A 20,172-nucleotide genomic window follows, 5' to 3' on the forward strand; every position below is an offset into this window, starting at 1 on the left:
AGCGGGAGACGGCTTGCCTGGGACGCATGAATGTTTAGCTTGTACGGGTGTGAGTCGCGGCGCTATCGATCGCGCGCTCATTCTTCCGAAAGCCCCATGACCACCTTTACGCCGCATCAGGATTCCGCGCTGAAAGCCGTTGCCGACTGGCTGAAGGCCAAGCCCGGCCAGAACGGGACGCCGCCGGTGTTCCGCCTGTTCGGCTATGCCGGAACCGGCAAGACCACGCTCGCCCAGCACATCGCCGAAGGGGTCGATGGCGAGGTGAAGTTCGCGGCCTTCACCGGCAAGGCGGCGCTGGTGATGCGCAACAAGGGCTGCGACAACGCCTCTACGATTCACTCGCTGATCTACCGCGCCCGCGAGTCCGGCGTCGAGCAGCCGAGTTTCGAGCTGTGGGACGATGCGCCGGCATCGAAAGCCAAGCTGATCGTGATCGACGAATGCTCGATGGTCGACGCCGAGCTCGGCCGCGATTTGATGTCGTTCGACTGCCCGCTGCTGGTGCTCGGCGATCCCGCGCAATTGCCGCCGATCCAGGGCGGCGGCTTCTTCACCGACGCCGAGCCGGACGCGATGCTGACCGAGGTGCACCGCCAGGCGCAGGACGATCCGATCGTGCGGATGTCGATGGACATCCGCGAGGGCCGCGAGCTCGAGATCGGCCGCCATGGCGAGAGCGAGGTGGTGTTGCGCAAGGAGCTCGATCCGGACCGCGTGATGCGCGCCGACCAGGTGCTGGTCGGCCGCAACAACACCCGCCGCGCCTACAACATGCGGATGCGGCAGCGGCTGAACATCGAAGATCCTCTCCCGGTCGCCGGCGACAAGCTGGTCTGCCTGCGCAACAACCGCAAGAAGGCGCTGTTCAACGGCGGGCTGTGGCGGGTCAAGGCGCGTGCGCAGTCGAAGTCCAAGATCATCACCATGCGCGTGATGCCGGACGAGGATTTCGGCCACAAGGTCACCAAGGTCTCGGTGCGCGGCGAATGTTTCGATGGCGGCATCGAGGGCATTCCGTGGGAGCAGCGCAAGCCCTATGACGAGTTCGACTACGGATACATACTGACCGTGCATAAGTCGCAGGGCTCGCAATGGGACGATGTAGTGCTGTTCGACGAAAGCTTTGCATTCCAGGACTCGCGCGCGCGGTGGCTGTACACGGGTATCACGCGGGCGGCGAAGCGGCTCAGCGTGGTGGTGTGAAGTCCCGCGCATTCGCGATAGACCCGTCATCGCCTTGAATGACCGGCATTTCCCTCACGAAACCGTGTGGCCGGCGCCGTAACAAAACGCGCCCTCGCCCGTATTTTGAAGCGTCGGAGCAGCCCGGCCCGGTTTGCCAATGCCCGCTCCCGCTCTAGACTGGCCCCCAATTGCGATCCCACGAGGAACCCATGCCCAAAAGCTCCCTCAGCCGCCTCACGCTTTGCGCTGCCGCGATCGGCGCGCTGGCCATCGCAGCTTTTGCCGTTGCGCCCTCGCTTGCCGCCGAGGACGCCGTGATCATCCCGCCGCCGGCCGCGAGCGCGCCGGAAACCGGCATCAAGACCGCGGTGCTCGCCGGCGGCTGCTTCTGGGGTGTGCAGGGCGTGTTCCAGCACACCGCGGGCATCGTCAGCGCGGTGTCCGGCTACTCCGGCGGCAGCAAGGCGAATGCCGACTACGAGAAGGTCTCGACCGGCACCACCGGCCACGCCGAGTCCGTCGAGATCAAGTACGACCCGCAGAAGATCTCCTACGGTAAGATCCTGCAGATCTTCTTCTCGGTCGTGCACGACCCGACCCAGCTCAACCGCCAGGGCCCGGACTCCGGCACGCAGTATCGCTCGGCGATCTTCACCACCAGCGACGAGCAGAAGAAGGTGGCGGACGCCTACATCGCCCAGCTCAATGCGGCCAAGGTCTACAAGAAGCCGATCGTCACCAAGGTCGGCGCGCTGGAGGCGTTCTATCCGGCGGAGAGCTACCACCAGGACTACCTGACGCTGCACCCGAACCAGCCCTATATTGCGTATAACGACGTCCCGAAGGTCGAGAACCTGAAGAAGATTTTTGCAGAGAACTACATCGAGAAGCCGACGCTGGTGGGCAGCACCAAGGTCACCAACTGACGGGAACAATCACCGTCATTGCGAGCGAAGCGAAGCAATCCATGGTGCCGCAAGCGGACAGATGGATTGCTTCGTCGCTTTGCTCGTCGCAATGACGATCAAACCGAGGAGGTTGAATGTCCGATACCAAGACCGACGGCAAGGTCCGCAAGAGCGAGGCCGAGTGGCGCAAGGAATTGACGCCGATGCAGTACGCCGTGCTGCGGGAAAAGGCGACCGAGCGGCCGTTCACCGGCGAATACGAGCACGATTCCCGCAAGGGCACCTATGTCTGCGCCGGCTGCGGCCAGACGCTGTTCGAGTCCGACCAGAAGTTCGATTCCGGCTGCGGCTGGCCGAGCTTCTCCAAGCCCGCGGTCGAGAGCCATGTCGACGAGGAGCGCGACATGAGCCACGGCATGATCCGCACCGAGGTGCTGTGCTCGAAATGCGACGGCCATCTCGGCCATGTCTTCAACGACGGCCCCGGCCCGACCGGCCTGCGCTACTGCATCAACTCGGCGGCGCTGAAGCTGAACGAGAAGTGACGGCGAAGCCGTCATCCCGGGGAGTCCCAAATCCCGGGAGTCGCAACGGGTCGGCGCTTTGCGCCGCCCGTTGGCAAGCTCCGGACTGAACCTCAGATGCGCAATTGCGCATCAGGGAATCTCGAGATTCCCCAATTCGCAGTTGCGAATTGGGGTTCGATGCTGCGCATCGCCCCGGAATGTGCTTTGCTCCGAATTCGCGGGGCCGTCGGCGTCTCGCCGAGCGGCTGCCGCCTGTTCTGAGGAGGGCGCCATGTCGCTCGGACTGATCCTCATTATCCTCCTGCTGGTTATCCTGCTGGGCGGCTATAGCGGCCGGATCCGCGGCTATGGCTATGGTCTCGGCCACTCCGGAATGGGCCTTTTCGGGGTGATTTTGATCGTGGTCGTGATCCTGGCCTGGCTCGACAAGATTTAATGGCCATAAGCCATTGAAATAAACGGATTTATTTTGATAACCCGCGTGCTATGCGCGGATTCAGCATGTGCCCTGTCGGGGGCGCTTCCGGGGTCGCATTTTTGTCAAAGAGGCCTATATTAGGGATCGAAATGACATGTACGGCGCGCCGCCGATAATAGGCCGCCGTCCCCCAAAATCCCTTTCGCCGCTCTATGCCAAGAACACAAGAGGTCGTCGACCATGCGTCCGCTGCGTCCGTTCAACTATAACACATCAGCCGAACTGTTCCCTGCCGCGATCCGCAAGAAGAAGCGGGCCGGCTTCGCTTACCGCCGTTTCGGCACTGCCGCCGAGGCCGTGCAGTTCGCGATGGAGCAGCTGCCGGCGGACTCGTTGAACGGCGCCTATCTCCAGGTCGAGGAAGCCCGTTTCGACCAGAACGGCATCCGCTCGCTGTATGAGAGCGAGGCCTTCCCGCTGCCGCGCCGCGCGCGCCCCGAACCGGCCCAGACCGACGCCGACGCCGCATAAGCTCTTCTGCTCTATGCCCAACGAAAAGCCCTCGGCGATGTCCGGGGGCTTTTGTTTGAGAGTTACAGTCTCGGCTGCTTGTCGAGCCAGCGCCGCAGCATCCGCACATTGCGGATGTTGGCGCGGAACATGACGTCGAAGGCATCGCCCGCCACCGGCACCATGCCGACCACGCCGTCGACCGCGACATTGGCAAGCATCCGCGCGGTGATGTGCCAGGGCGCGCCCAACAGACGGGCCTCGCGCACCAGCCACAGCGAGATCGCCGTCGTGATGAGATCGCCGACCACGGGGATCAGGCCGATCAGCCCGTCGATGCCGTAGCGGACATTGGTGCCCGGCACGACGAAGGCGACGTCGAGCAGCTTGGCGATCATCTCGAGCCGTGCCAGCCGCTCCTCGCGCGTCAGATTGCCGAACGGGTTGGCGGTGGAGTTGCGGAAGTCGAAGCGGAAGCCTTCCTGAAAGGCTCCCTGAAAACCTTGGAACTGCGGATGCAGCGGGCCATCGCCGAGCTCGCGCCCGTCCTGATCGATGACCTTGCCGCGCGCCTGCGCCCCGCCGAAGGGCGGCCGCGAGCGCGTGGCGTGGGGGGAGAAAATGTCGTCCTCGGGCATGGCCATCACATGGTAACGCGAGCAGATGGTTCAAGTTGCGTCACATTACCAGTGTGTCACCTTGTTGGCTGCTCAAGCCGCACCACCTGCCGTCCGCCGCCGACGGCGTCAAGCCGAAGCGGCGGCGAAAGCAACGATTGAAATCGATGGCGCGGGACGCGATCGTCGCCTCGCTCAATAGACGCCCTTGTTCATGGTCCTGAGCCGCTGGGCCAGCGTCCGCATCACCTTCAGCGCAAAGTGCGGCGTCTGGCTGACGAGGAAGAGAAACTGCTTTTCCGAGACCGGGACGAGCTCCACATCGGTGAGCGCCGTCGCGGTCGCGCTTCTTGGCTCGTTGTCGATCAATGCCATCTCGCCGAAGATCGTGTCGGCCGGCAGGTCCGCCATGGTCTTGTTGCCGACCTGAATGCGCACGTAGCCGCTCTTGATCACGAACAGCTCGTTGGCCTGCTCACCCTCGCGAAAGATGACGCCGCCGGCCCGCACCAGGCGCGTTTCGATATCGTTGCCCGTCAGAAGGCTGAAGCTTGCATCTGCCACTCGAAATTCCTTTCCCCGAACCCGGATGCAAATCTCAGGCATCCAGTTGTCTTGCTGCTCCGGCTAAAATAGATGCGCGAAAACGAAGTAGAGAACGCCCGAGATCAGCATCGCCATCGGCAGGGTCAGAACCCAGGCCATCGCGATGTTGCGGATTGTCGACCATTGCAGGCCGGATCCGTTCGCGGTCATGGTGCCGGCGATGCCGGACGACAGCACATGCGTCGTCGACACCGGCAGGCCGTATCCATCTGCCGCGGCGATGGTCGCCGCCGCCGTGATCTCGGCGCAGGCACCCTGCGCATAGGTCAGATGGGTCTTGCCGATCTTCTCACCCACCGTCACGACAATCCGCTTCCAGCCGACCATCGTGCCGAGGCCGAGCGCGATGGCGACTGCGATCTTCACCCAGGACGGAATGAATTTGGTGGCAGCATCCAGCGAGCCCTTGTAGCGATTGAGCGTCGCGACATCGGCATCGTTCAGCCCGCTGTCGCTGCTCTTCATCAGCAGGCGAAGCGCCTCCGACACCAGATACATGTCGTTACGCGTGTTGCCGACGGTCTCCGCCGGGAATTTCGCCAGCGAACCGTACTGCACGACCTGGTCGCGGATTTCGCCGACGAGAACGGAGAGTGACGGATAGGTATCGTCGCTGAGTTGCCGAAGCGCGATGTAGTTCGTCACCGCCGGACGCGGATTGCCGGTCACCCTGCGATCGGCTCCCCTATCCTCGATGACCTTGCTCGCCGCAGCCGAGTTCGCGGTGAACGCCGCGATCTGGCTGATAGGCATCGCGCGGTTGAGTGCGTAGGCGGTCGGGACCACGCCGATCAGGATGAGCATGATGAGACCCATGCCCTTCTGACCGTCGTTCGACCCATGAAAGAAGCTGACCAGGGTGCAGGTCAGGATCAGGATCAGGATGCCGCGAATCCACCACGGCGGCGGCTGATCGCCCTGCGGCTCGCCGAACAGCGCCGGCGTTGCGCGCAGCAGCGCGGTCTTCAGCCCGTAGAGCAGGACGGCCGCGAGCGCAAATCCGAACAGCGGCGACAGCAGCAGCGCCTTGCCGGTGTTGACGGCCTGCGACCAATCCACGCCTGACGTCCCCTCCCGTCCGTGCATCAGCGCATTCGCGATACCGACGCCCATGATCGATCCGATCAGCGTGTGCGAACTCGAGGCAGGCAAGCCGAAGTACCAGGTGCCGACGTTCCAGATGATGGCGGCGATCAGCAGCGCAAACACCATCGCAAAACCGGCACTGCTGCCGACCTGAAGGATCAATTCGACCGGCAACAGGGAGACGATGCCGAAGGCAACCGCGCCGCTGGAGAGCAGGACGCCGATCAGGTTGAACAGCCCAGACCAGACCACGGCAATGTGGGCCGGCATCGAACGCGTGTAGATCACGGTCGCAACGGCGTTCGCCGTGTCGTGAAAGCCGTTGACGAATTCGAAGCCGAGCGAGATCAGCAGCGCCACGAACAGCAGCAGAAACGCCGCATAAGAGGTCTTGCCGCTGCCCGTCGCACCAACGTCCGCGTAGATGCTGTAGGCCACGAACAGCAGCGCGGCGCCGATCACGCCGAGATAGATAATGCCAGTGAGAGGATGAAAGCCCTTCTCGAGATCGGGGCCGCGGCGTCGCGCGGGCTCGATCGAACCAGGTAACGCTACATCGCTCATATGATCGCCCTCACGGCCGCGGGAGGACAAAAGCGGCCATGTGACATTGGGACTACGTTTACATGACGCGCATGTGACAGTTCCATGAAGGTCGATGCGCGCCGCTGCCGGCCGGCGACTAATCCGGTTGACAAGATTATGATAACGGCGCGACCCCAACCTCGCCCCGCGTCGGGCAAAGCCTCCGGTCCGACCGCGACGCGCCAATGCGACGACAGGCCGGACATCGCCGATCGCACCAAGGCCGACGATTTCCGCTTTTCAAAAATCGGACGCGCACGCCCTAATGCTGGGATGCATGCTGTGCCGGCGCGTGCAGCTCCTCGGCATATCGATGCGCCAGCCAGGACGTGATCACGCCCGGGATGAAGCCGACCAGCCCGTAGAGGATGAACTGCACCGGGCCGCTTTCGGAGCCGTGCGAGGCGTAGGTCAGCGCCGCGCCGACGAACGCCACCGCGCCGACCATCAGCATCCGCACCGTCGGCGTGATCCGCCGCATATGCATCAGGATGTCGTCGATCGCGCCGAACATCAGCGACGGCACGATGCCGAACAGATAATTGTATTGCAGCGACTTCACGAACACGACGAGCAGCTTCGCCACCTCGCCGCCGTTGGTCTCGGTCCAGTAGCCGGACTGATAGGTGGTCATGAGCAGCAGCAGGAAGCCGCCGATGAACGGCCCGACGGCTGCGAAGATCAGATAGCGTTTCATGGCGTGCCCCTGCCCGGTGTCGGTCAAGTGTAACGCAGTCGCGCGACGGTGCTAGGGAAAATCCAAAGCGCTCCGCAATGTTTCCGGAGCCAGCGCTCGAATGCGCTGCAACAGCCAGACTTCGCTGCGATACGGAATCGCCAGGACCAAGCCGGGCGATGAGATCGTGAGCACCGAGGTGAGCTTCCGGCTGCTACTCACCCCACGCCGCAAACGCGTCGTTGAAGGCGCGCTCGCCGGGGGCGCCCTTTTCGATCGCGATGATGGCGCGGCGCTGGTTGGTGTAGACAAGAGGCACGTCGAACCAGGAGCGCTCCTTCAGGAGCTGCAGATTGCGCGAGCGGTCGGCGTCGACGTTGGAGAGGCCGACCAGGAAGAAGCCGTCGGTGACCTTGACCGCGAGCCCGGCCAGCGGCGTGCCGCGGGCCTGCTCGTTGGACTTCATCAGGATGCCCGGCACGTTGCCGACGCCGCCATTGGCGAAGTCCTGCGGCAGGATGAAGGTCAATTCCGCGGTGTGGCTCGCCGGCAGCGACGTATCAGTGTTGCGGCGGAACGACATCGTCATCTTGAACTTGCGATCGGGGATATCGATGTCGGCGCGCACGGCGATGTCGGGCTTCTGGTTGCCCGATCCCTTGACCTGCTCGGTGCGCCAGACCACCGAACCGACATATTGCTTGCCCTTCGGATCCGACGGGTCCTCGTCATAGAGCACCACGCGCTGCGCCACCGGAGCGACCGGCTCGCCCGACGACGACGGCTGGCCGACGCGGTCGGTGATCTTCTTGCTTGACGGCGTCGCCGCGGCATCCTTCGGCGCCTCGACGGGGGCGGAGGATTTGAACAGGCTGCTGACGAAGGTGGTGGCCTGCTGGTGGAACAGAAAGCCGGTGCCGATCAGGATCAGCAGGATGCCGATCGCGATCGCGGTCTTGAACGGGAACATCGATCCGACGCGCGGCCGCTTCGGCTCGCGCTCGGCATTGCTGACCCGCGTCCGCGTGGGCGGCGCCTGGGGCGGCTGCGGGGCGTAGCGCTCCGCCTCCTCGATCGACTCGTCGTAGGAATACGGCGCCTCGGGATCGCCGCCGCGGTTTTCAAGGCTCGGCTCGAGCCGGTCGAATTCCGGCGAGGGCGACGGCACGTTGGCGTAGGTCTTGCGCGCGTTGCGGCTGGCCTGCGCCGCAGCCCGCCCGAGATCGTCGGCGTCGGCGGTGATGTCACGGAAGCCGCGCACGCCCGGGGCGGCCGGCGGCACCGGCGGCTGCGCGCCTTCGGGTCCGCGGCGCGGCGGCGCCGGCCGGGCCTGCGGCGCCTGGGTATCGGAGCCGGCCGGGACCGGCGGGTTCTGCGGCCGCGGCGGCGTCGGCGGCGCATCGGGACGCAAATTCCGCGGCGGGCGCGGCTCGGCCGGAGGCCGCGGCCGCGCGGCAGTGTCGGCGGGATTGGTTTCCGGCGGCCTTGTATTTGCCTCCGGCGGTCTTGGATTGGCCCGGCGCAGCGGGTCGCTGCTGCGGGCAGCCCCGCCGCCAGGACGCGACGCGTCGCGGGCGCGCTGCGCGGCTTCGGACTCGACCTTGCGCACCGCTTCTTCCAGCGACAGCCGCTCGCGGGTGATCTCGGACTCCGAGAGCGGCGGCTGCACGCCGCGAAGTTGCTGGATCAACGCCGTCCGCGCCCGCGCGTACAGCGCGCGGCGGGCTTCGCCGGGAGCGTTGGGGTCCAATCCGGCGATGGCACGGGCGATCAGCGGGTAGTAGTCAGCCATTTCCACACAATTGGTGGGATATAGGTAATATCCCGTTAAGCCTCGAACGGATTCTGTACCAGAATAGTATCTTCACGTTCCGGGCTGGTGGAAAGCAGGGTGACCGGGCACCCGACCAGCTCCTCGACCCGGCGGACATACTTGATGGCCTGGGCCGGCAGGTCCGCCCAGGACCGCGCATTGGCGGTCGGTTGCTTCCAGCCCTCGATGATCTCGTAGATCGGCTCGACGCGGGCCTGCGCGCCCTCGCCCGCCGGCAGATGGTCGATTTCCTTGCCGTCGAGCTTGTAGCCGATGCAGACCTTGATGCTGTCGAAGCCGTCGAGAATATCAAGCTTGGTCAGCGCCAGCCCGGCAATTCCGCAGGTCCGGACGGTCTGCCGCACCAGCATCGCGTCGAACCAGCCGACCCGGCGCTTGCGCCCGGTGTTGACGCCGAACTCCTTGCCGCGGCGGCCGATTTCCTCGCCGATCTCGTCATGCAGCTCGGTCGGGAACGGTCCCTGGCCGACGCGGGTGGTGTAGGCCTTGCAGATGCCGAGCACATAACCGACCGTGCCCGGGCCCATGCCGGTCCCGGTCGCAGCCTGCGCCGCCACCGTGTTGGACGACGTCACATAGGGATAGGTACCGTGGTCGACGTCGAGCAGCGCGCCCTGCGCGCCCTCGAACAGGATGCGCTTGCCCTCGCGGCGCTTGAGGTCGAGCAGGCGCCACACCGTCTCGGCATAGGGCAGCAGCTTCGGCGCCAGCGCCGTCAGCTCGGCCAGGATGCCCTTGCCGTCGATCTCCTCCAGATTGAGGCCGCGGCGCAGCGCATTGTGGTGCGCCAGCAGCCGTTCGATCTTGTGCGGCAGGGTGTCGAGGTCGGCGAGGTCCATCAGGCGGATGGCTCTGCGGCCGACCTTGTCCTCATAGGCCGGGCCGATGCCGCGGCGGGTGGTGCCGATCGAGGTGATGGCGTTGGAGGATTCGCGCAGGGCGTCGAGCTCGCGATGCAGCGGCAGGATCAGCGTCACATTCTCCGCGATCCGCAGATTGTCCGGTCCGACCGCAACGCCCTGTCCCTTCAGCTTGGCGACCTCGTCGAGGAAGGCCTGCGGATCGAACACCACGCCGTTGCCGATCACCGCGAGCTTGTTCGGGCGCAGCACGCCGGAGGGCAGCAGCGCCAGCTTGTAGGTCTCGCCGTTGATCACGAGCGTATGGCCGGCATTGTGGCCGCCCTGGAAGCGCACGACGATGTCGGCCTGTTCCGACAGCCAGTCGACGATCTTGCCCTTCCCCTCGTCGCCCCATTGGGCGCCGACGACGACAACATTGGCCATTGCGAAGATGTTCCCTTCAGCTGTTTCAGAGACCATGATCGCGGCGAAAACGCGTCCGCCCACAGCGACCATGCATGATATGCCCAGCCCAAATCGCGGCGCCCGGCCGCGCGCACGCAAGGCGCCTACCGGATAAAGGAAGCGGGTCGGCTGCGCAAGCAAGAACGGGGTCGTTTACGCCTTTTAGATTAGCAACAAGCCTTTGATATCCCCTGAAAATTCCATGCCGGGCCGGGCTGCGCCGGCCGGGCAGGAATTTAATGTTGGGGTGGCCTTGGGCCGACCATGGGCCGACCTTGGACTGACCTTACGGCCGATTGATCGGCGGGCCCATTGCGGCGATCATTCGGCCATATCAACCGGCAGGATCCATGCCCAGTTCGACACAAGCGACGATGGCGCTGCGCAAGCTCGGCATTGCCTTCAGGCTCCACACCTATGTCTACGATTCCAGCGCCGAGAGCATCGGGCTGCAGGCCGCGGAGGCGCTCGGCGTCGACCCGAACCGGATGCTGAAGACGCTGATGGCGGAGGTCGACGGCAAGCCGGTCTGCGCCGTGGTGCCGTCCGATTGCGAGCTCAGCATGAAGAAGCTTGCGGCAGCCCTCGGCGGCAAGTCGGCGAAGATGATGCGCCCGGCCGATGCCGAGCGGCTGACCGGCTACCATGTCGGCGGCATCAGCCCGTTCGGCCAGAAAAAGAAAGTGCCGACCGCGATCGACGAGACCGCGCTCACCCATGTCACCGTGTTCGTCAATGGCGGCCAGCGCGGCCTGCAGATCGAGATCGATCCGAACGACGCCGCGCTCGCCGCCGGCGCCACGATGAAGGCGCTGGTGGCGACGCAGGACTAGAGCAGCTTCGGTCCTGACGGATCAGAACCGAAGCTCCGGATTGTCGTTTTGACCCGCTCGCGCCATCAATGCGAGGACTTGTCCCTGGTAAACTCCGCGCCAACGTAATCGGACAGGCCGGTCAATTCCTCCGCCGAAATATCGTTGACGTTGAGCCTGAGCTGCATGATCGCGAGATCGAGCAGATGTGCGGCGAAGGTCGCGCCGGAGGCCGTCACGATGCTGCGCTGCTCGATCAAGACCGCGATGACGTCGCGCAGACTGCGCATTTGCACTTGATCCATGGCCCTCTGCCCGATGCCGGCCGTCGTGATGTGTGTTGTCATTGGGATACCGATTGTAATGAGCTGATGGACGCCGCATTGGCGGGTGGAATGTATGGCAGCCGCTCGGCTTCCTCGCCGAGATGCAGGATGCGCGATGGAATCTCGCGGACTTCGATGTCGATCGTCATCGGCGGTGGAATCAGCGTCACCGAGGCTTTCGGCCAGGGCGCCGGATTCGGGCTCACGGCGGTGAAGCGATAGGCCGCGGCAATTTCGAGCGCCAGCAATTGCAGCTCGAGCATCGCAACCCCCATCCCGGCGCAGGCACGCGGGCCGGCGCCGAACGGGATGTAGGCGTCGGTGTTGTAGCGCCGCGTCATCAGGAAGCGGTCGGGATCGGGGAAATGCCTGGGATCGCGCTGCAATTGCCAGGGACAGATCAACAGCGAGGTGCCGACCTTGAGCTCGCGCCCGCCGATCGTCACCGGCTGCATCACCTCGCGCGAGAACCACCAGGCGCTGGGATAGAGCCGGCAGACCTCCTTGACGAACGTCGCGCTCAGATTGGCGTGCTTGACCGCATCAAGCCGCAGCTCGCCGTCGTCGCCGATGCACTCCGCCGCCTCGTCGGCAATGTCGTCCATCAGGGCGGGATCGGCGGCCATCTGGTAGAACATCCACGCCGCCGTCGATCCCGTGGTGTGGTGGCCGGCCAGCAGCAGTGTCAGGATCTCGTCCTCGAGATCGCGATCGCTGAGGCCAAGCGCCTCAAGGTCGCGCAGCGCGCTGCTCGAGCCCGCCTTGCGGCGCAGCCGTTGCACCACCGTCGACATCGCAAGCTTGGCGCAGACCCGGTTCTGCCGGCGCCGGTACCAAGCCACCGGACCGAACGGCAAGGCGCGGAACATCTCCTCGGCGAGATCATCCTCGATCACGCCGACGGCTTGCACCAGCGCTTCTTCGTCGCCGGACGACATCACCTGGGAGCCGAAGATCGCGACGCAGATGGTCCGCAACGCCAGCATCGCGGTGACATGGTGCGGATCGAACGAGCCGAGCCGGGCCAGACTGGCGCCGACCGCGCGGATCTCGGCGCACATATGCGGCAGGAATTTCTCGACGCTGCCCTTAGCCATGTGCTTCTGCAGCACCGTGCGCCGCCGCTTGTGCTCCTCGCCGCTCAGCATCAGCGAAGAGCGGCCGAGCACCGGCGTCAGCTTCTTGATCAGCTTGCCCTTTCCGATGTCGGTCTCCGGCGCCTTGAGGATCGGGCGCAGCAGATCGGGATCGTTCACCAGAAACACAGGCGCAGGACCGAGCCGCAGGGGCACGAACCCCGGTTCGGCCTCGTTGCCGCGCGTCAGCAGCAGACGCAGCGGGTCACGCTGGAATGCTCGAACGTCCGAGAACATGTGAGGCATCGTGGATCTCCAATTGCCGTCCAAGGTCGAGGAATTTGGTCAGGCCGGGATTGTCGGAAAGACCAAGCGGGATTTCTCCGGCGAGCGCCGTCAGCGGGCGGCCCATACGATCATTGCCGATCACCTGCGGCGGGCCGTAGCGGCGGGTGCGGATGTCCATGCGGGTGAGAAAGCGCTCGTAGGAAAGGTCGGCGAGCGCCACGAGCGCCGCCGCCCCGCGCAGCTCGGCGAAGCGGAACATCAGCGCGTAGTTCACGCGCGCCGTCCGCGACCTCGCGCCGCACGGCAGCACGCCGAAACGGCTGATTTCCCAGGCGTCGCGGCGGCTCGGAAAGCGGCGCACCGCAAGCTGCGGGAACACCGATTTGGTCAGATAGGGATAGTCGGTGCGGATCGCCCGGAAGCCGCCGACCAGCTCGGCGCCTGAGAACAACAGGCAGTGCTCGGTATACCAGCAGTCGAACTGATCGCGCTCGACGTCGCCGGTCGTGCTCAGAAGCCAGCCGCAATGGTCGACGAACAGCCGCTTGCGCAGCCGCAACATCGCCCCGACATGCGCCGGATCAAGCTCTTCCCTGGTGATGAGCGCATGATATCCGTCCAATGCATTCGGCATTATCCTTTCCTCCAAATGCGGAACATCTGGAACAAAAGGGGTTAACTGTGGTACCCCCGGAAACCGGGGGTTTTCGTCATGGGCCTGGTAGACGCGATTGCAACCATCGAGGCGTCGGATACCATCGACGAGCTCAGCTCGTCATTGCACCGTGTCATCCAGAACTACGGCTTCTCGGGCTTCGCCTTTGTCGATGCCGGCCGGCCCGATCTTGATCTGCCCTATCATGTCGGCACCTATCCCGACGCCTGGAAGCGGGCGTATGTGCAGAACGAATTCGTCCATGCCGACCCGGCGCTGGCACGGTCCCGACGCACCAACACGCCGTTCAGCTGGAGCAGCCTGAAGCTGCCGGAGCGCAGCGGGCACAAGCGGGCGCCCGAGATGAAGACGATGGATGCCGCCCGCGAGTTCGGCTTCAAGGACGGCTTCGTGGTGCCGTTCCATTATCGCGACCGGCTCGGCGCCGTGCATTCGAGTTCGACGGTGTTCTTCTGGGAAGACCAGCCGCGCGACTTCGACAAGCTGTTCATCTGCCATCGCCATGAACTGCATCTGTTGATGATCTACTGGGTGCAACGGGCGATGGACATCGTCAACCGCGACCAGCGCAACGCGCCGACCATCCTGAAGCCCGCCGAAGCCGCCGAAACCATCAAGCTCACGGCCCGGGAAAAGGAAGTGATCGCCTGGGCCGCGCGCGGCAAGACCGTGGCCGACACCGCGCAAATCCTCGGTATTTCGCCGGAGACCGTCGAAGGCTTCATCAAGCAGGCGCTGCGCAAGCTCGAAGCCTCCAACAAGACGCATGGGGTGGCAAAGAGCATCGCGCTCGGGATCATCGACCTGTGAGCGGCGCCGCGCGACCGTCGCGGCGTTCCGAGGACTGCTTTCGTGCGCGCTGCTTCCCTTTGCAAGATATCGCACCGCCCGCCGGCAACGCCGCGAACTGTGGCAAGGTCACACATCCGGGTTGGATTTGCCTCGACGACATCCCAGATTGCATTCGCGCACGATCTTGATAATAAGGCTGCGGCCCGATGACAGGGATCTTGGACTGTGGGTGCGTATTGCAGTGCCCGCCCGGTGGACCGCCCGGCCGTCGTGAAAGCGCGGATTGTCGTGGACGCCGCCCGATGCGGCGGGACCGATCGTCGATCCGGATGATCCGTAGAAATCCCGTGACGACGAACCGCAGTTCCATTTGCTACCAATCAACGTTGCGGACATGCTGTCGACGGACGTAGCTGGAGATCGCCCAAGCGCACCATGAGCACATCGCAGGACGACCAGATCGATCAACTGGTGCAGGCGCGCTGGCGCGAAATCGGGCTGTCGCAGGCAGATCTCGCCGAGATCCTGTGCGCGGGAGCCTCCCTGCAAAAGAACGGCGTGGACGGCACCGTAAAAATCGATACCGGGCGCCTGGCCACCGTCGCCGAGATGCTCGGGATCGCCGCCGATCTCCTCAATCGCCGGCCCGCCACCACGGCGCTGGCACACGGCGGCCTGGCGTCGGAATCGCTGCAATCCCTGCTCGAACTGCGCATGCTGCGGGTGTTCCGCGACGTCAACGACCCCGACACCAAGCGGATCCTGATCGAGCTCGCCGAGCAGATCGTCAAGCGCCAGACCACGCCGCCGGAAACCCGCTAGAGGTTTCCGGCAGATCGGCTGGTACGCCGCCTGGCAAAGCGTCATCGCGCCTTCCGTAAGGGGCCATCGCGCATGGTCGCGATGCGTCGATCCCCATTGATAGAACGGCAGAATCCGTGTCTGTGACGGGGCGCCGGGGAGATCCATGCCGGCCCGGCGACGGCCGGGCGGGCGGGCCGCGGCGTCGTGAACCCGGGCCTTTCGCATGTCTGCCACCGATTCCACCACAACGCCTGCGTCCGGCTCCTGGATCGCCAACCAGCCGTATCTATTGCTCTGCATCACCGCGATGTGCTGGGCCGGCAATGCGATCGTCGGCCGGCTCGCCGCCGGCCACATTCCGCCGGTGACGCTGTCGTTCCTGCGCTGGTTCGTGGCGTTCCTGATCATCCTGCCGTTTGCCTGGAAGCACCTCGCCAGCGACTGGCCCGCGATCCGCAAGAATCTCGGCGTCATGATGCTGCTGTCGATGACCGGCATCAGCGCCTTCAACACGCTGCAGTACTGGGCGCTCGAACACACCCAGGCGCTCAACACGCTGCTGCTGCAATCCTCCGTGCCGCTGATGGTCGCGCTGTGGTCGCTGATCCTGCTCGGCGCGCGGCTGACGCTGGCGCAGCTCTGCGGCGTCTTGCTGTCGCTCGCCGGCGTGCTGGTGATCCTGCTGCACGGCGATCTCACGACGCTGTCGAAGATCGAGTTCAACAAGGGCGACCTGATCTTCATCGCCGCGCTGGTGATCTTCGCGTTTTACTCGGTGCTGACCCTGAAGCGGCCCAGGATCCATGGGCTATCGGTCGCGGCCTTTACCTTCGGCTGCGGCGCGCTGTTCCTGATCCCGTTCCTGATCTGGGAACTGGGCACGCGTCCGGTGATGCAGCTCACGGCCGGCAACCTGCTGTCGCTGTTCTATGTCGCGGTGTTCCCCTCGACGGTGGCCTATCTGTGCTTCAACCGCGGTGTGCAACTGATCGGCGCCAACCGCGCCGCGCCGTTCTTCCACATGGTTCCGGTGTTCGGCACCATCATGTCGATCGTGTTCATCGGCGAGCATCCGCAGGCCTTCCACTTCATCGGCTTCGCGCTGGTGCTGGCCGGCGTCTTCGCGGCGTCGCGGAGGCAGTCGGCCTGAGCTACCCCCGCGTCCGCAGGCGCGGTGACGGGCGCCGGCAAATCCGCTATTGATCGAGCCCTGCTTCGCGAACGGATGTCTGCATGGCACGCGCCAGCAATGTTGTGATCGGCACCCTGACGCTGGCCCTGATCGCCGGCTCGCTCGGCGGCTGGCTGGGCTATCAGCGCTATGCCGGCATCAAGCGGATGGTGCCGTTCCGCGTCGTGTTCGAGGGCTCGGCGTCGGGCCTGCGCCGCGGCGCCAGCGTCAACTTCGCCGGTGTGCGGATCGGCGAGGTGGTCTCGATCAGGCTCGACCGCCACCGCGTGGTGGCGATGACGCGGATCGAGGGCAACGCTCCGATCAAGAAGGACACCCAGGCCGGCCTCGAATTCCAGGGCCTCACCGGGATCGCCTCGATTTCCTTCACCGGCGGCACCGACGAAGCCCCGCCGCCGCCGCTCGGCGCCGACGGCATTCCCGAGCTGACCGCCGACGCCGAAGGCACGATGGGCATCCAGGAGAAACTGCGCGTCGCGCTGCGCAATGTCGACCGCGTCATCACCGAGAACGAGGCCGACATCAAGGACTCGCTGCTCGGGCTCGAGAACTTCACCAACTCGCTGTCCGGCAATGGCGAATTGATCGCGGGCTTCATCGATGCCGCCGACGACGGCATCAGCACTGTCGACTCCAAGCTGACCTCGGCCGACAAGTTCCTGAAGAGCTTCGGCAGCGACAAATATGGCGGCGAGCTGTTGCCGACCGTGATCTCGCTGCGCGAGCTGATCCAGAGCTTCGACAAGAAGTCCGGCACCATGATCGCCGAGACCCGCAAGACGCTCAGCGACGTCAGCCAGTCCGTCAACACATTCAACGAGAAATTTGTCCCGCCCGCCGCCAGGCGCTAGCCTCGCTTTCCAGCCAAGAACCAAGAACAACACCCAAGAACAACGGAAACGCCCAACGTGCACGACCGGACCGCAGCGCCCTCCCCACCTCCCGCCACCGTCAACCGCGCAGCGATCGCCGTGCCCCGGCATTTGCGGCGCTATCTCACGCTCGACGATTTCGAGCCGCAGGCGCGGCGGCTGCTGCCGAAATTCCTCTACGGTTACATCTCCGGCGGCGCCGAGACCGACGCCGCGCGGTCGGACAATCGCCGCGCATTCGACGAATACGGCTTCGTGCCGCGCGTGCTGAACGACGTCTCCGGGCGCGACCAGACCACGACGCTGTTCGGCAAGAGCTACGCCTCGCCGTTCGGGATCCCGCCGATGGGCTCGTCCGCGCTGTGCGCCTATCGCGGCGACATCGTGCTGGCGCGCGCCGCGGCCGCGGCCAATGTCCCGATGATCCTCTCGGCCTCCTCGCTGATCACGCTGGAAGACGTCCGCGCCGCCAATCAGCAGGCCTGGTACCAGGCCTATCTCGCCGGGCTTCCCGAGCGCATCGAGGCGCTGGTCGATCGCGTCGCGGCAGCCGGCTACGACACCTTCGTCGTCACCGCCGACGTGCCGGTGCCGCCCAACCGCGAGAACAACATCCGCAACGGCTTCCAGGTGCCGCTCGAGATCACGCCGCGGGTGTTCTGGGACACCATCACCCATCCGGACTGGCTGCTGAACACGTGGGCGCGCACCGTGCTCAATCACGGCATGCCGCATTTCGAGAACATGGACGCCAAGCGGGGCCCGCCGGTGCTGTCCAAGAACTTGATGCGCAACATCGGCAGCCGCGACCAGCTCGCCTGGAAGCATGTCGAGCTGATCCGCAAGCGCTGGCCCGGCAAGCTCGTGGTCAAGGGGCTGATCTCGCCGGAGGACGCGCGGCTGGCGCGCGAGCACGGCTGCGACGGCGTCATGGTCTCCAACCATGGCGGCCGTCAGCTCGACTACACTGTCTCCGCCCTGCGCACGCTGCCTGAGATCGCGGCGCAGAAGGGCGGCATGACGGTCATGATGGACGGCGGCGTCCGCCGCGGCACCGACGTGATCAAGGCGCTCGCGCTCGGTGCCGACTTCGTCTGGGTCGGCCGGCCGTTCCTCTACGCCGCCGTGGTCGCAGGCGAGGCCGGTGTGTCGCGCGCGATCTCGCTGCTGCACGCCGAGATCGACCGCGACCTCGCGCTGCTCGGCATCCGCAGCCTGAAGGAGATTACCCCCGATCTGGTGCGGAAGTTCTAAGAGCGTTTTCGAGCGAAGTGGATACCGGTTCGCGTGAAGAAAACGCGTCACAACAAGAGTCTGGAGCCCCTTCCGATTCTGTCGGAAAGGAAAAGGCTCTAGACTCACGCATAGCGCGCCGCGCCCATGCAGAGCGCGGTGACCGCGAGCAGCCCGGCCGCGATGCGCTGCGCCACCGCCAGCCTGGAACGCGCAGCCGACGTATCGCCCGCGCTGCTGTGCAGCTGCCGGACCGCGCCGCCGCCGACGATGATCTGGACGGCGATCGCGGCCAGCGCGGCGCTCGCACCACCGGCCAAAATCTGCTCCGACAGAGCGAACGAGCCTTCATGGGCCAGGCGCCAGAGCGTGGCGCCGGTCACGATCGCGACCGTCGCGGCGCCGATTTGCGGAAACAGCAATTTTTCGCCGCCGAGGCCGCCGGTGCGTGCCAAAGTGAAGCTGGAGCCGGCCCAGAACACCGATGACAGGACGTGAAGGGACAGCGCTATGATGAGTGCGGTCTGCATGGTTTCGCTCCAAGGGCATTGGAAATTAGATATACATAATGTATAGTCAATCCGACAAAAGCAAGGCCGACCGATGCTGCCGCGCAGCTATGTGAGCCCGGCGCGCAGTGCCGCCGCCGCCGAAACCCGCGAGCGCGTGATCGAGGCCGCCTCGCGCACGCTGCGCGAAGGCGAGAGCATCGCGCGCTTCTCGCTGGATACGGTGGCGAAGGCCGCCGGCGTGACGCGGCTGACCGTCTACAACCAGTTCGGCTCGCGGCGCGGGCTGCTCGAAGCCGTGTTCGACGAGATCGCGCGCCATGGCGGGCTGCATCAGCTCGCCGATGCCATGGCAATGGCCGATCCGCGCGCCGCGCTCGATCGTCTCGTCGAGATCTTCTGCGGCTTCTGGAGCCGCGATTCCGCGGTCGGCCGCCTGCACGACGCGATGGCGACCGATCCCGAATTCGCCGAGGTGCTGCGCGAGCGCAATGAACGCCGCCGCCATGGCGTCGCCGCATTGATCGACCGCATCGCGCGCCAGAGCGCGTCGCCGCAGGCCCGCAAGGACACCGTCGACCTGATCTTCACGCTGACGAGCTATCCGACCTTCGCCTCGCTGAGCGCGGGGCGGTCAAGGGATGAGGTCTGCCGGGTGCTGCAGACGGCCTGCCGCGCGGCGCTTGAGCCGCTGATTGGGCCGCGGACGTGAGCCATAGCGATCCCTCAGCCGTCATTGCGAGGAGCGAAGCGACGAAGCAATCCATCTCTCCGCGCTTGGAGGTATGGGTTGCTTCGCTTCGCTCGCAAAGACGTAGAGGGAGCACGCACACCTCACCCGACCTTGAACTTGCTGTAGGCCTCGCGCGTCGCGATGATGACGTGCTCCTCGCAGCCGTTGCGGCGATGCGGGTCGCAGCGGGTCTCGTAGTCGGCCGAGGTCATCATGTCGAGGAAGGCAGCGACGCTCGGGTAATAGACCAGCGCGAGATAATCCCAGCGCTGGCCGGCCGGCTCGCCCAGCGCGACCGTCTCGGCGCTGCCGGTCCAGAGCAGCGTGCCGCCGCGCGCCTTGATCATGGGGACCGTGAGCGCGCTGTAGCGCAGATAGGCATCCCAGCCCGAGCCGTCGCCGTCGAGCGACCGCTGGCGAAATCGCATCAGGTTGACCATCACGACCGGAGCCTCTTGATCCAGTTCGCTCAAGCCTTTGACGTTCAATAGATCGACACCCATCAGCTGCTGCTCCACCCCGGAATAATACGGTCACGTCGGCCAGACCACTGCGGCCGACCGCAACGATTATGTCACATCGCCGGACTAGCCTGAA

At 65.1% G+C, this 20,172-nt stretch carries 23 protein-coding genes; 12 read left to right on the plus strand and 11 right to left on the minus strand.

Features of this window, described 5'->3' with window-relative positions; genetic code table 11:
* Positions 1-96 precede the first annotated feature (96 nt).
* From ACVISU_RS12240 to ACVISU_RS12260, 5 genes are all read left to right on the plus strand, one after another.
* Positions 97-1,206: an ATP-dependent DNA helicase gene (locus ACVISU_RS12240; RefSeq protein WP_050403283.1), complete on the plus strand. Its 1,110-nt coding sequence runs from the start codon at positions 97-99 to the stop codon at positions 1,204-1,206.
* Between the two features lie 191 nt (positions 1,207-1,397).
* Positions 1,398-2,114 (plus strand): peptide-methionine (S)-S-oxide reductase MsrA, encoded by a 717-nt coding sequence (msrA, locus tag ACVISU_RS12245; protein ID WP_456707108.1) that lies wholly within the window; start codon positions 1,398-1,400, stop codon positions 2,112-2,114.
* Positions 2,115-2,230: 116 nt separating this feature from the next.
* On the plus strand, positions 2,231-2,641 hold the full coding sequence (msrB, locus tag ACVISU_RS12250; protein ID WP_050403282.1) for a peptide-methionine (R)-S-oxide reductase MsrB: 411 nt from the start codon (positions 2,231-2,233) through the stop codon (positions 2,639-2,641).
* 253 nt (positions 2,642-2,894) lie between these two features.
* Complete coding sequence (locus tag ACVISU_RS12255) at positions 2,895-3,059, plus strand: DUF3309 family protein (RefSeq protein WP_021076985.1); 165 nt, start codon at positions 2,895-2,897, stop codon at positions 3,057-3,059.
* A 222-nt stretch (positions 3,060-3,281) separates the two neighbouring features.
* The gene (locus tag ACVISU_RS12260) at positions 3,282-3,572 is read left to right on the plus strand and encodes a hypothetical protein (protein WP_050403281.1); all 291 of its coding nucleotides are present in this window, start codon (positions 3,282-3,284) and stop codon (positions 3,570-3,572) included.
* Between the two features lie 62 nt (positions 3,573-3,634).
* Here ACVISU_RS12260 and ACVISU_RS12265 read toward each other — a convergent pair whose 3' ends face one another.
* The 6 genes from ACVISU_RS12265 to ACVISU_RS12290 form a co-directional block, all read right to left on the minus strand.
* A complete protein-coding gene (locus ACVISU_RS12265) occupies positions 3,635-4,195 on the minus strand; it encodes a DUF4112 domain-containing protein (protein ID WP_456707109.1) in 561 nt (186 codons plus the stop codon).
* A gap of 168 nt (positions 4,196-4,363) precedes the next feature.
* A complete protein-coding gene (locus ACVISU_RS12270) occupies positions 4,364-4,732 on the minus strand; it encodes a Crp/Fnr family transcriptional regulator (protein ID WP_050403279.1) in 369 nt (122 codons plus the stop codon).
* A gap of 63 nt (positions 4,733-4,795) precedes the next feature.
* A complete protein-coding gene (locus ACVISU_RS12275; protein WP_456707110.1) occupies positions 4,796-6,424 on the minus strand; it encodes an inorganic phosphate transporter in 1,629 nt (542 codons plus the stop codon).
* Positions 6,425-6,707: 283 nt separating this feature from the next.
* Positions 6,708-7,142: a DUF5413 family protein gene (locus ACVISU_RS12280; protein ID WP_050403291.1), complete on the minus strand. Its 435-nt coding sequence runs from the start codon at positions 7,140-7,142 to the stop codon at positions 6,708-6,710.
* Between the two features lie 193 nt (positions 7,143-7,335).
* A complete protein-coding gene (locus tag ACVISU_RS12285; protein WP_456707111.1) occupies positions 7,336-8,913 on the minus strand; it encodes a hypothetical protein in 1,578 nt (525 codons plus the stop codon).
* Positions 8,914-8,948: 35 nt separating this feature from the next.
* Positions 8,949-10,241, minus strand: a complete 1,293-nt coding sequence (locus ACVISU_RS12290; RefSeq protein ID WP_456707112.1) for an adenylosuccinate synthase — start codon at positions 10,239-10,241, stop codon at positions 8,949-8,951.
* Between the two features lie 371 nt (positions 10,242-10,612).
* Here ACVISU_RS12290 and ybaK point away from each other — a divergent pair, with 371 nt between their 5' ends.
* Positions 10,613-11,095, plus strand: coding sequence for a Cys-tRNA(Pro) deacylase (gene ybaK, locus ACVISU_RS12295; RefSeq protein ID WP_050403276.1), 483 nt, complete (start codon positions 10,613-10,615; stop codon positions 11,093-11,095).
* 65 nt (positions 11,096-11,160) lie between these two features.
* Here ybaK and ACVISU_RS12300 read toward each other — a convergent pair whose 3' ends face one another.
* From ACVISU_RS12300 to ACVISU_RS12310, 3 genes are read right to left on the minus strand one after another with little or no spacing between them, the layout of a single operon-like run.
* Positions 11,161-11,379, minus strand: coding sequence for a hypothetical protein (locus ACVISU_RS12300; RefSeq protein WP_456707113.1), 219 nt, complete (start codon positions 11,377-11,379; stop codon positions 11,161-11,163).
* 38 nt (positions 11,380-11,417) lie between these two features.
* Positions 11,418-12,782, minus strand: coding sequence for a cytochrome P450 (locus ACVISU_RS12305; RefSeq protein ID WP_456707114.1), 1,365 nt, complete (start codon positions 12,780-12,782; stop codon positions 11,418-11,420).
* A complete protein-coding gene (locus ACVISU_RS12310) occupies positions 12,742-13,398 on the minus strand; it encodes an acyl-homoserine-lactone synthase (protein ID WP_050403274.1) in 657 nt (218 codons plus the stop codon). Before ACVISU_RS12310 ends, ACVISU_RS12305 begins: the two co-directional genes overlap by 41 nt.
* 78 nt (positions 13,399-13,476) lie before the next feature.
* On the opposite strand from ACVISU_RS12310, the gene ACVISU_RS12315 reads away from it, so the two are divergent.
* From ACVISU_RS12315 to ACVISU_RS12335, 5 genes are all read left to right on the plus strand, one after another.
* Positions 13,477-14,250, plus strand: a complete 774-nt coding sequence (locus ACVISU_RS12315; RefSeq protein ID WP_050403273.1) for a helix-turn-helix transcriptional regulator — start codon at positions 13,477-13,479, stop codon at positions 14,248-14,250.
* A 417-nt stretch (positions 14,251-14,667) separates the two neighbouring features.
* Entirely contained in the window at positions 14,668-15,054 is a 387-nt protein-coding gene (locus tag ACVISU_RS12320) for a hypothetical protein (RefSeq protein ID WP_050403272.1), read from the plus strand.
* A gap of 205 nt (positions 15,055-15,259) precedes the next feature.
* On the plus strand, positions 15,260-16,186 hold the full coding sequence (locus tag ACVISU_RS12325; protein ID WP_456707115.1) for a DMT family transporter: 927 nt from the start codon (positions 15,260-15,262) through the stop codon (positions 16,184-16,186).
* A gap of 83 nt (positions 16,187-16,269) precedes the next feature.
* Positions 16,270-17,079, plus strand: coding sequence for an MlaD family protein (locus ACVISU_RS12330; protein ID WP_456707116.1), 810 nt, complete (start codon positions 16,270-16,272; stop codon positions 17,077-17,079).
* 120 nt (positions 17,080-17,199) lie between these two features.
* Positions 17,200-18,354 carry an alpha-hydroxy acid oxidase gene (locus tag ACVISU_RS12335; RefSeq protein ID WP_456710813.1) on the plus strand — a complete coding sequence of 385 codons (1,155 nt, stop codon included), beginning with the start codon at positions 17,200-17,202 and terminating at the stop codon, positions 18,352-18,354.
* Between the two features lie 104 nt (positions 18,355-18,458).
* Here the strand turns inward: ACVISU_RS12335 and ACVISU_RS12340 are convergent, their stop codons facing one another.
* The gene (locus tag ACVISU_RS12340; protein WP_456707117.1) at positions 18,459-18,863 is read right to left on the minus strand and encodes a hypothetical protein; all 405 of its coding nucleotides are present in this window, start codon (positions 18,861-18,863) and stop codon (positions 18,459-18,461) included.
* 73 nt (positions 18,864-18,936) lie between these two features.
* Here ACVISU_RS12340 and ACVISU_RS12345 point away from each other — a divergent pair, with 73 nt between their 5' ends.
* Complete coding sequence (locus ACVISU_RS12345; protein ID WP_456707118.1) at positions 18,937-19,554, plus strand: TetR/AcrR family transcriptional regulator; 618 nt, start codon at positions 18,937-18,939, stop codon at positions 19,552-19,554.
* A 122-nt stretch (positions 19,555-19,676) separates the two neighbouring features.
* On the opposite strand, the gene ACVISU_RS12350 is transcribed toward ACVISU_RS12345, so the two are convergent.
* Positions 19,677-20,078 carry a DUF1330 domain-containing protein gene (locus ACVISU_RS12350; RefSeq protein WP_050403288.1) on the minus strand — a complete coding sequence of 134 codons (402 nt, stop codon included), beginning with the start codon at positions 20,076-20,078 and terminating at the stop codon, positions 19,677-19,679.
* Between the last annotated feature and the right edge of the window lie 94 nt (positions 20,079-20,172).

The organism is Bradyrhizobium sp. USDA 4452 (genome assembly GCF_054063575.1).

Coding starts and splice junctions, on each gene's coding strand:
- ACVISU_RS12240 (WP_050403283.1), top strand. CDS start 97: ATGACCACCTTTACGCCGCATCAGGATTCCGCGCTGAAAGCCGTTGCC.
- msrA (WP_456707108.1), top strand. CDS start 1,398: ATGCCCAAAAGCTCCCTCAGCCGCCTCACGCTTTGCGCTGCCGCGATC.
- msrB (WP_050403282.1), top strand. CDS start 2,231: ATGTCCGATACCAAGACCGACGGCAAGGTCCGCAAGAGCGAGGCCGAG.
- ACVISU_RS12255 (WP_021076985.1), top strand. CDS start 2,895: ATGTCGCTCGGACTGATCCTCATTATCCTCCTGCTGGTTATCCTGCTG.
- ACVISU_RS12260 (WP_050403281.1), top strand. CDS start 3,282: ATGCGTCCGCTGCGTCCGTTCAACTATAACACATCAGCCGAACTGTTC.
- ACVISU_RS12265 (WP_456707109.1), bottom strand. CDS start 4,195: ATGGCCATGCCCGAGGACGACATTTTCTCCCCCCACGCCACGCGCTCG.
- ACVISU_RS12275 (WP_456707110.1), bottom strand. CDS start 6,424: ATGAGCGATGTAGCGTTACCTGGTTCGATCGAGCCCGCGCGACGCCGC.
- ACVISU_RS12280 (WP_050403291.1), bottom strand. CDS start 7,142: ATGAAACGCTATCTGATCTTCGCAGCCGTCGGGCCGTTCATCGGCGGC.
- ACVISU_RS12285 (WP_456707111.1), bottom strand. CDS start 8,913: ATGGCTGACTACTACCCGCTGATCGCCCGTGCCATCGCCGGATTGGAC.
- ACVISU_RS12290 (WP_456707112.1), bottom strand. CDS start 10,241: ATGGCCAATGTTGTCGTCGTCGGCGCCCAATGGGGCGACGAGGGGAAG.
- ybaK (WP_050403276.1), top strand. CDS start 10,613: ATGCCCAGTTCGACACAAGCGACGATGGCGCTGCGCAAGCTCGGCATT.
- ACVISU_RS12300 (WP_456707113.1), bottom strand. CDS start 11,379: ATGGATCAAGTGCAAATGCGCAGTCTGCGCGACGTCATCGCGGTCTTG.
- ACVISU_RS12305 (WP_456707114.1), bottom strand. CDS start 12,782: ATGCCTCACATGTTCTCGGACGTTCGAGCATTCCAGCGTGACCCGCTG.
- ACVISU_RS12310 (WP_050403274.1), bottom strand. CDS start 13,398: ATGCCGAATGCATTGGACGGATATCATGCGCTCATCACCAGGGAAGAG.
- ACVISU_RS12315 (WP_050403273.1), top strand. CDS start 13,477: ATGGGCCTGGTAGACGCGATTGCAACCATCGAGGCGTCGGATACCATC.
- ACVISU_RS12320 (WP_050403272.1), top strand. CDS start 14,668: ATGAGCACATCGCAGGACGACCAGATCGATCAACTGGTGCAGGCGCGC.
- ACVISU_RS12325 (WP_456707115.1), top strand. CDS start 15,260: ATGTCTGCCACCGATTCCACCACAACGCCTGCGTCCGGCTCCTGGATC.
- ACVISU_RS12330 (WP_456707116.1), top strand. CDS start 16,270: ATGGCACGCGCCAGCAATGTTGTGATCGGCACCCTGACGCTGGCCCTG.
- ACVISU_RS12340 (WP_456707117.1), bottom strand. CDS start 18,863: ATGCAGACCGCACTCATCATAGCGCTGTCCCTTCACGTCCTGTCATCG.
- ACVISU_RS12345 (WP_456707118.1), top strand. CDS start 18,937: ATGCTGCCGCGCAGCTATGTGAGCCCGGCGCGCAGTGCCGCCGCCGCC.
- ACVISU_RS12350 (WP_050403288.1), bottom strand. CDS start 20,078: ATGGGTGTCGATCTATTGAACGTCAAAGGCTTGAGCGAACTGGATCAA.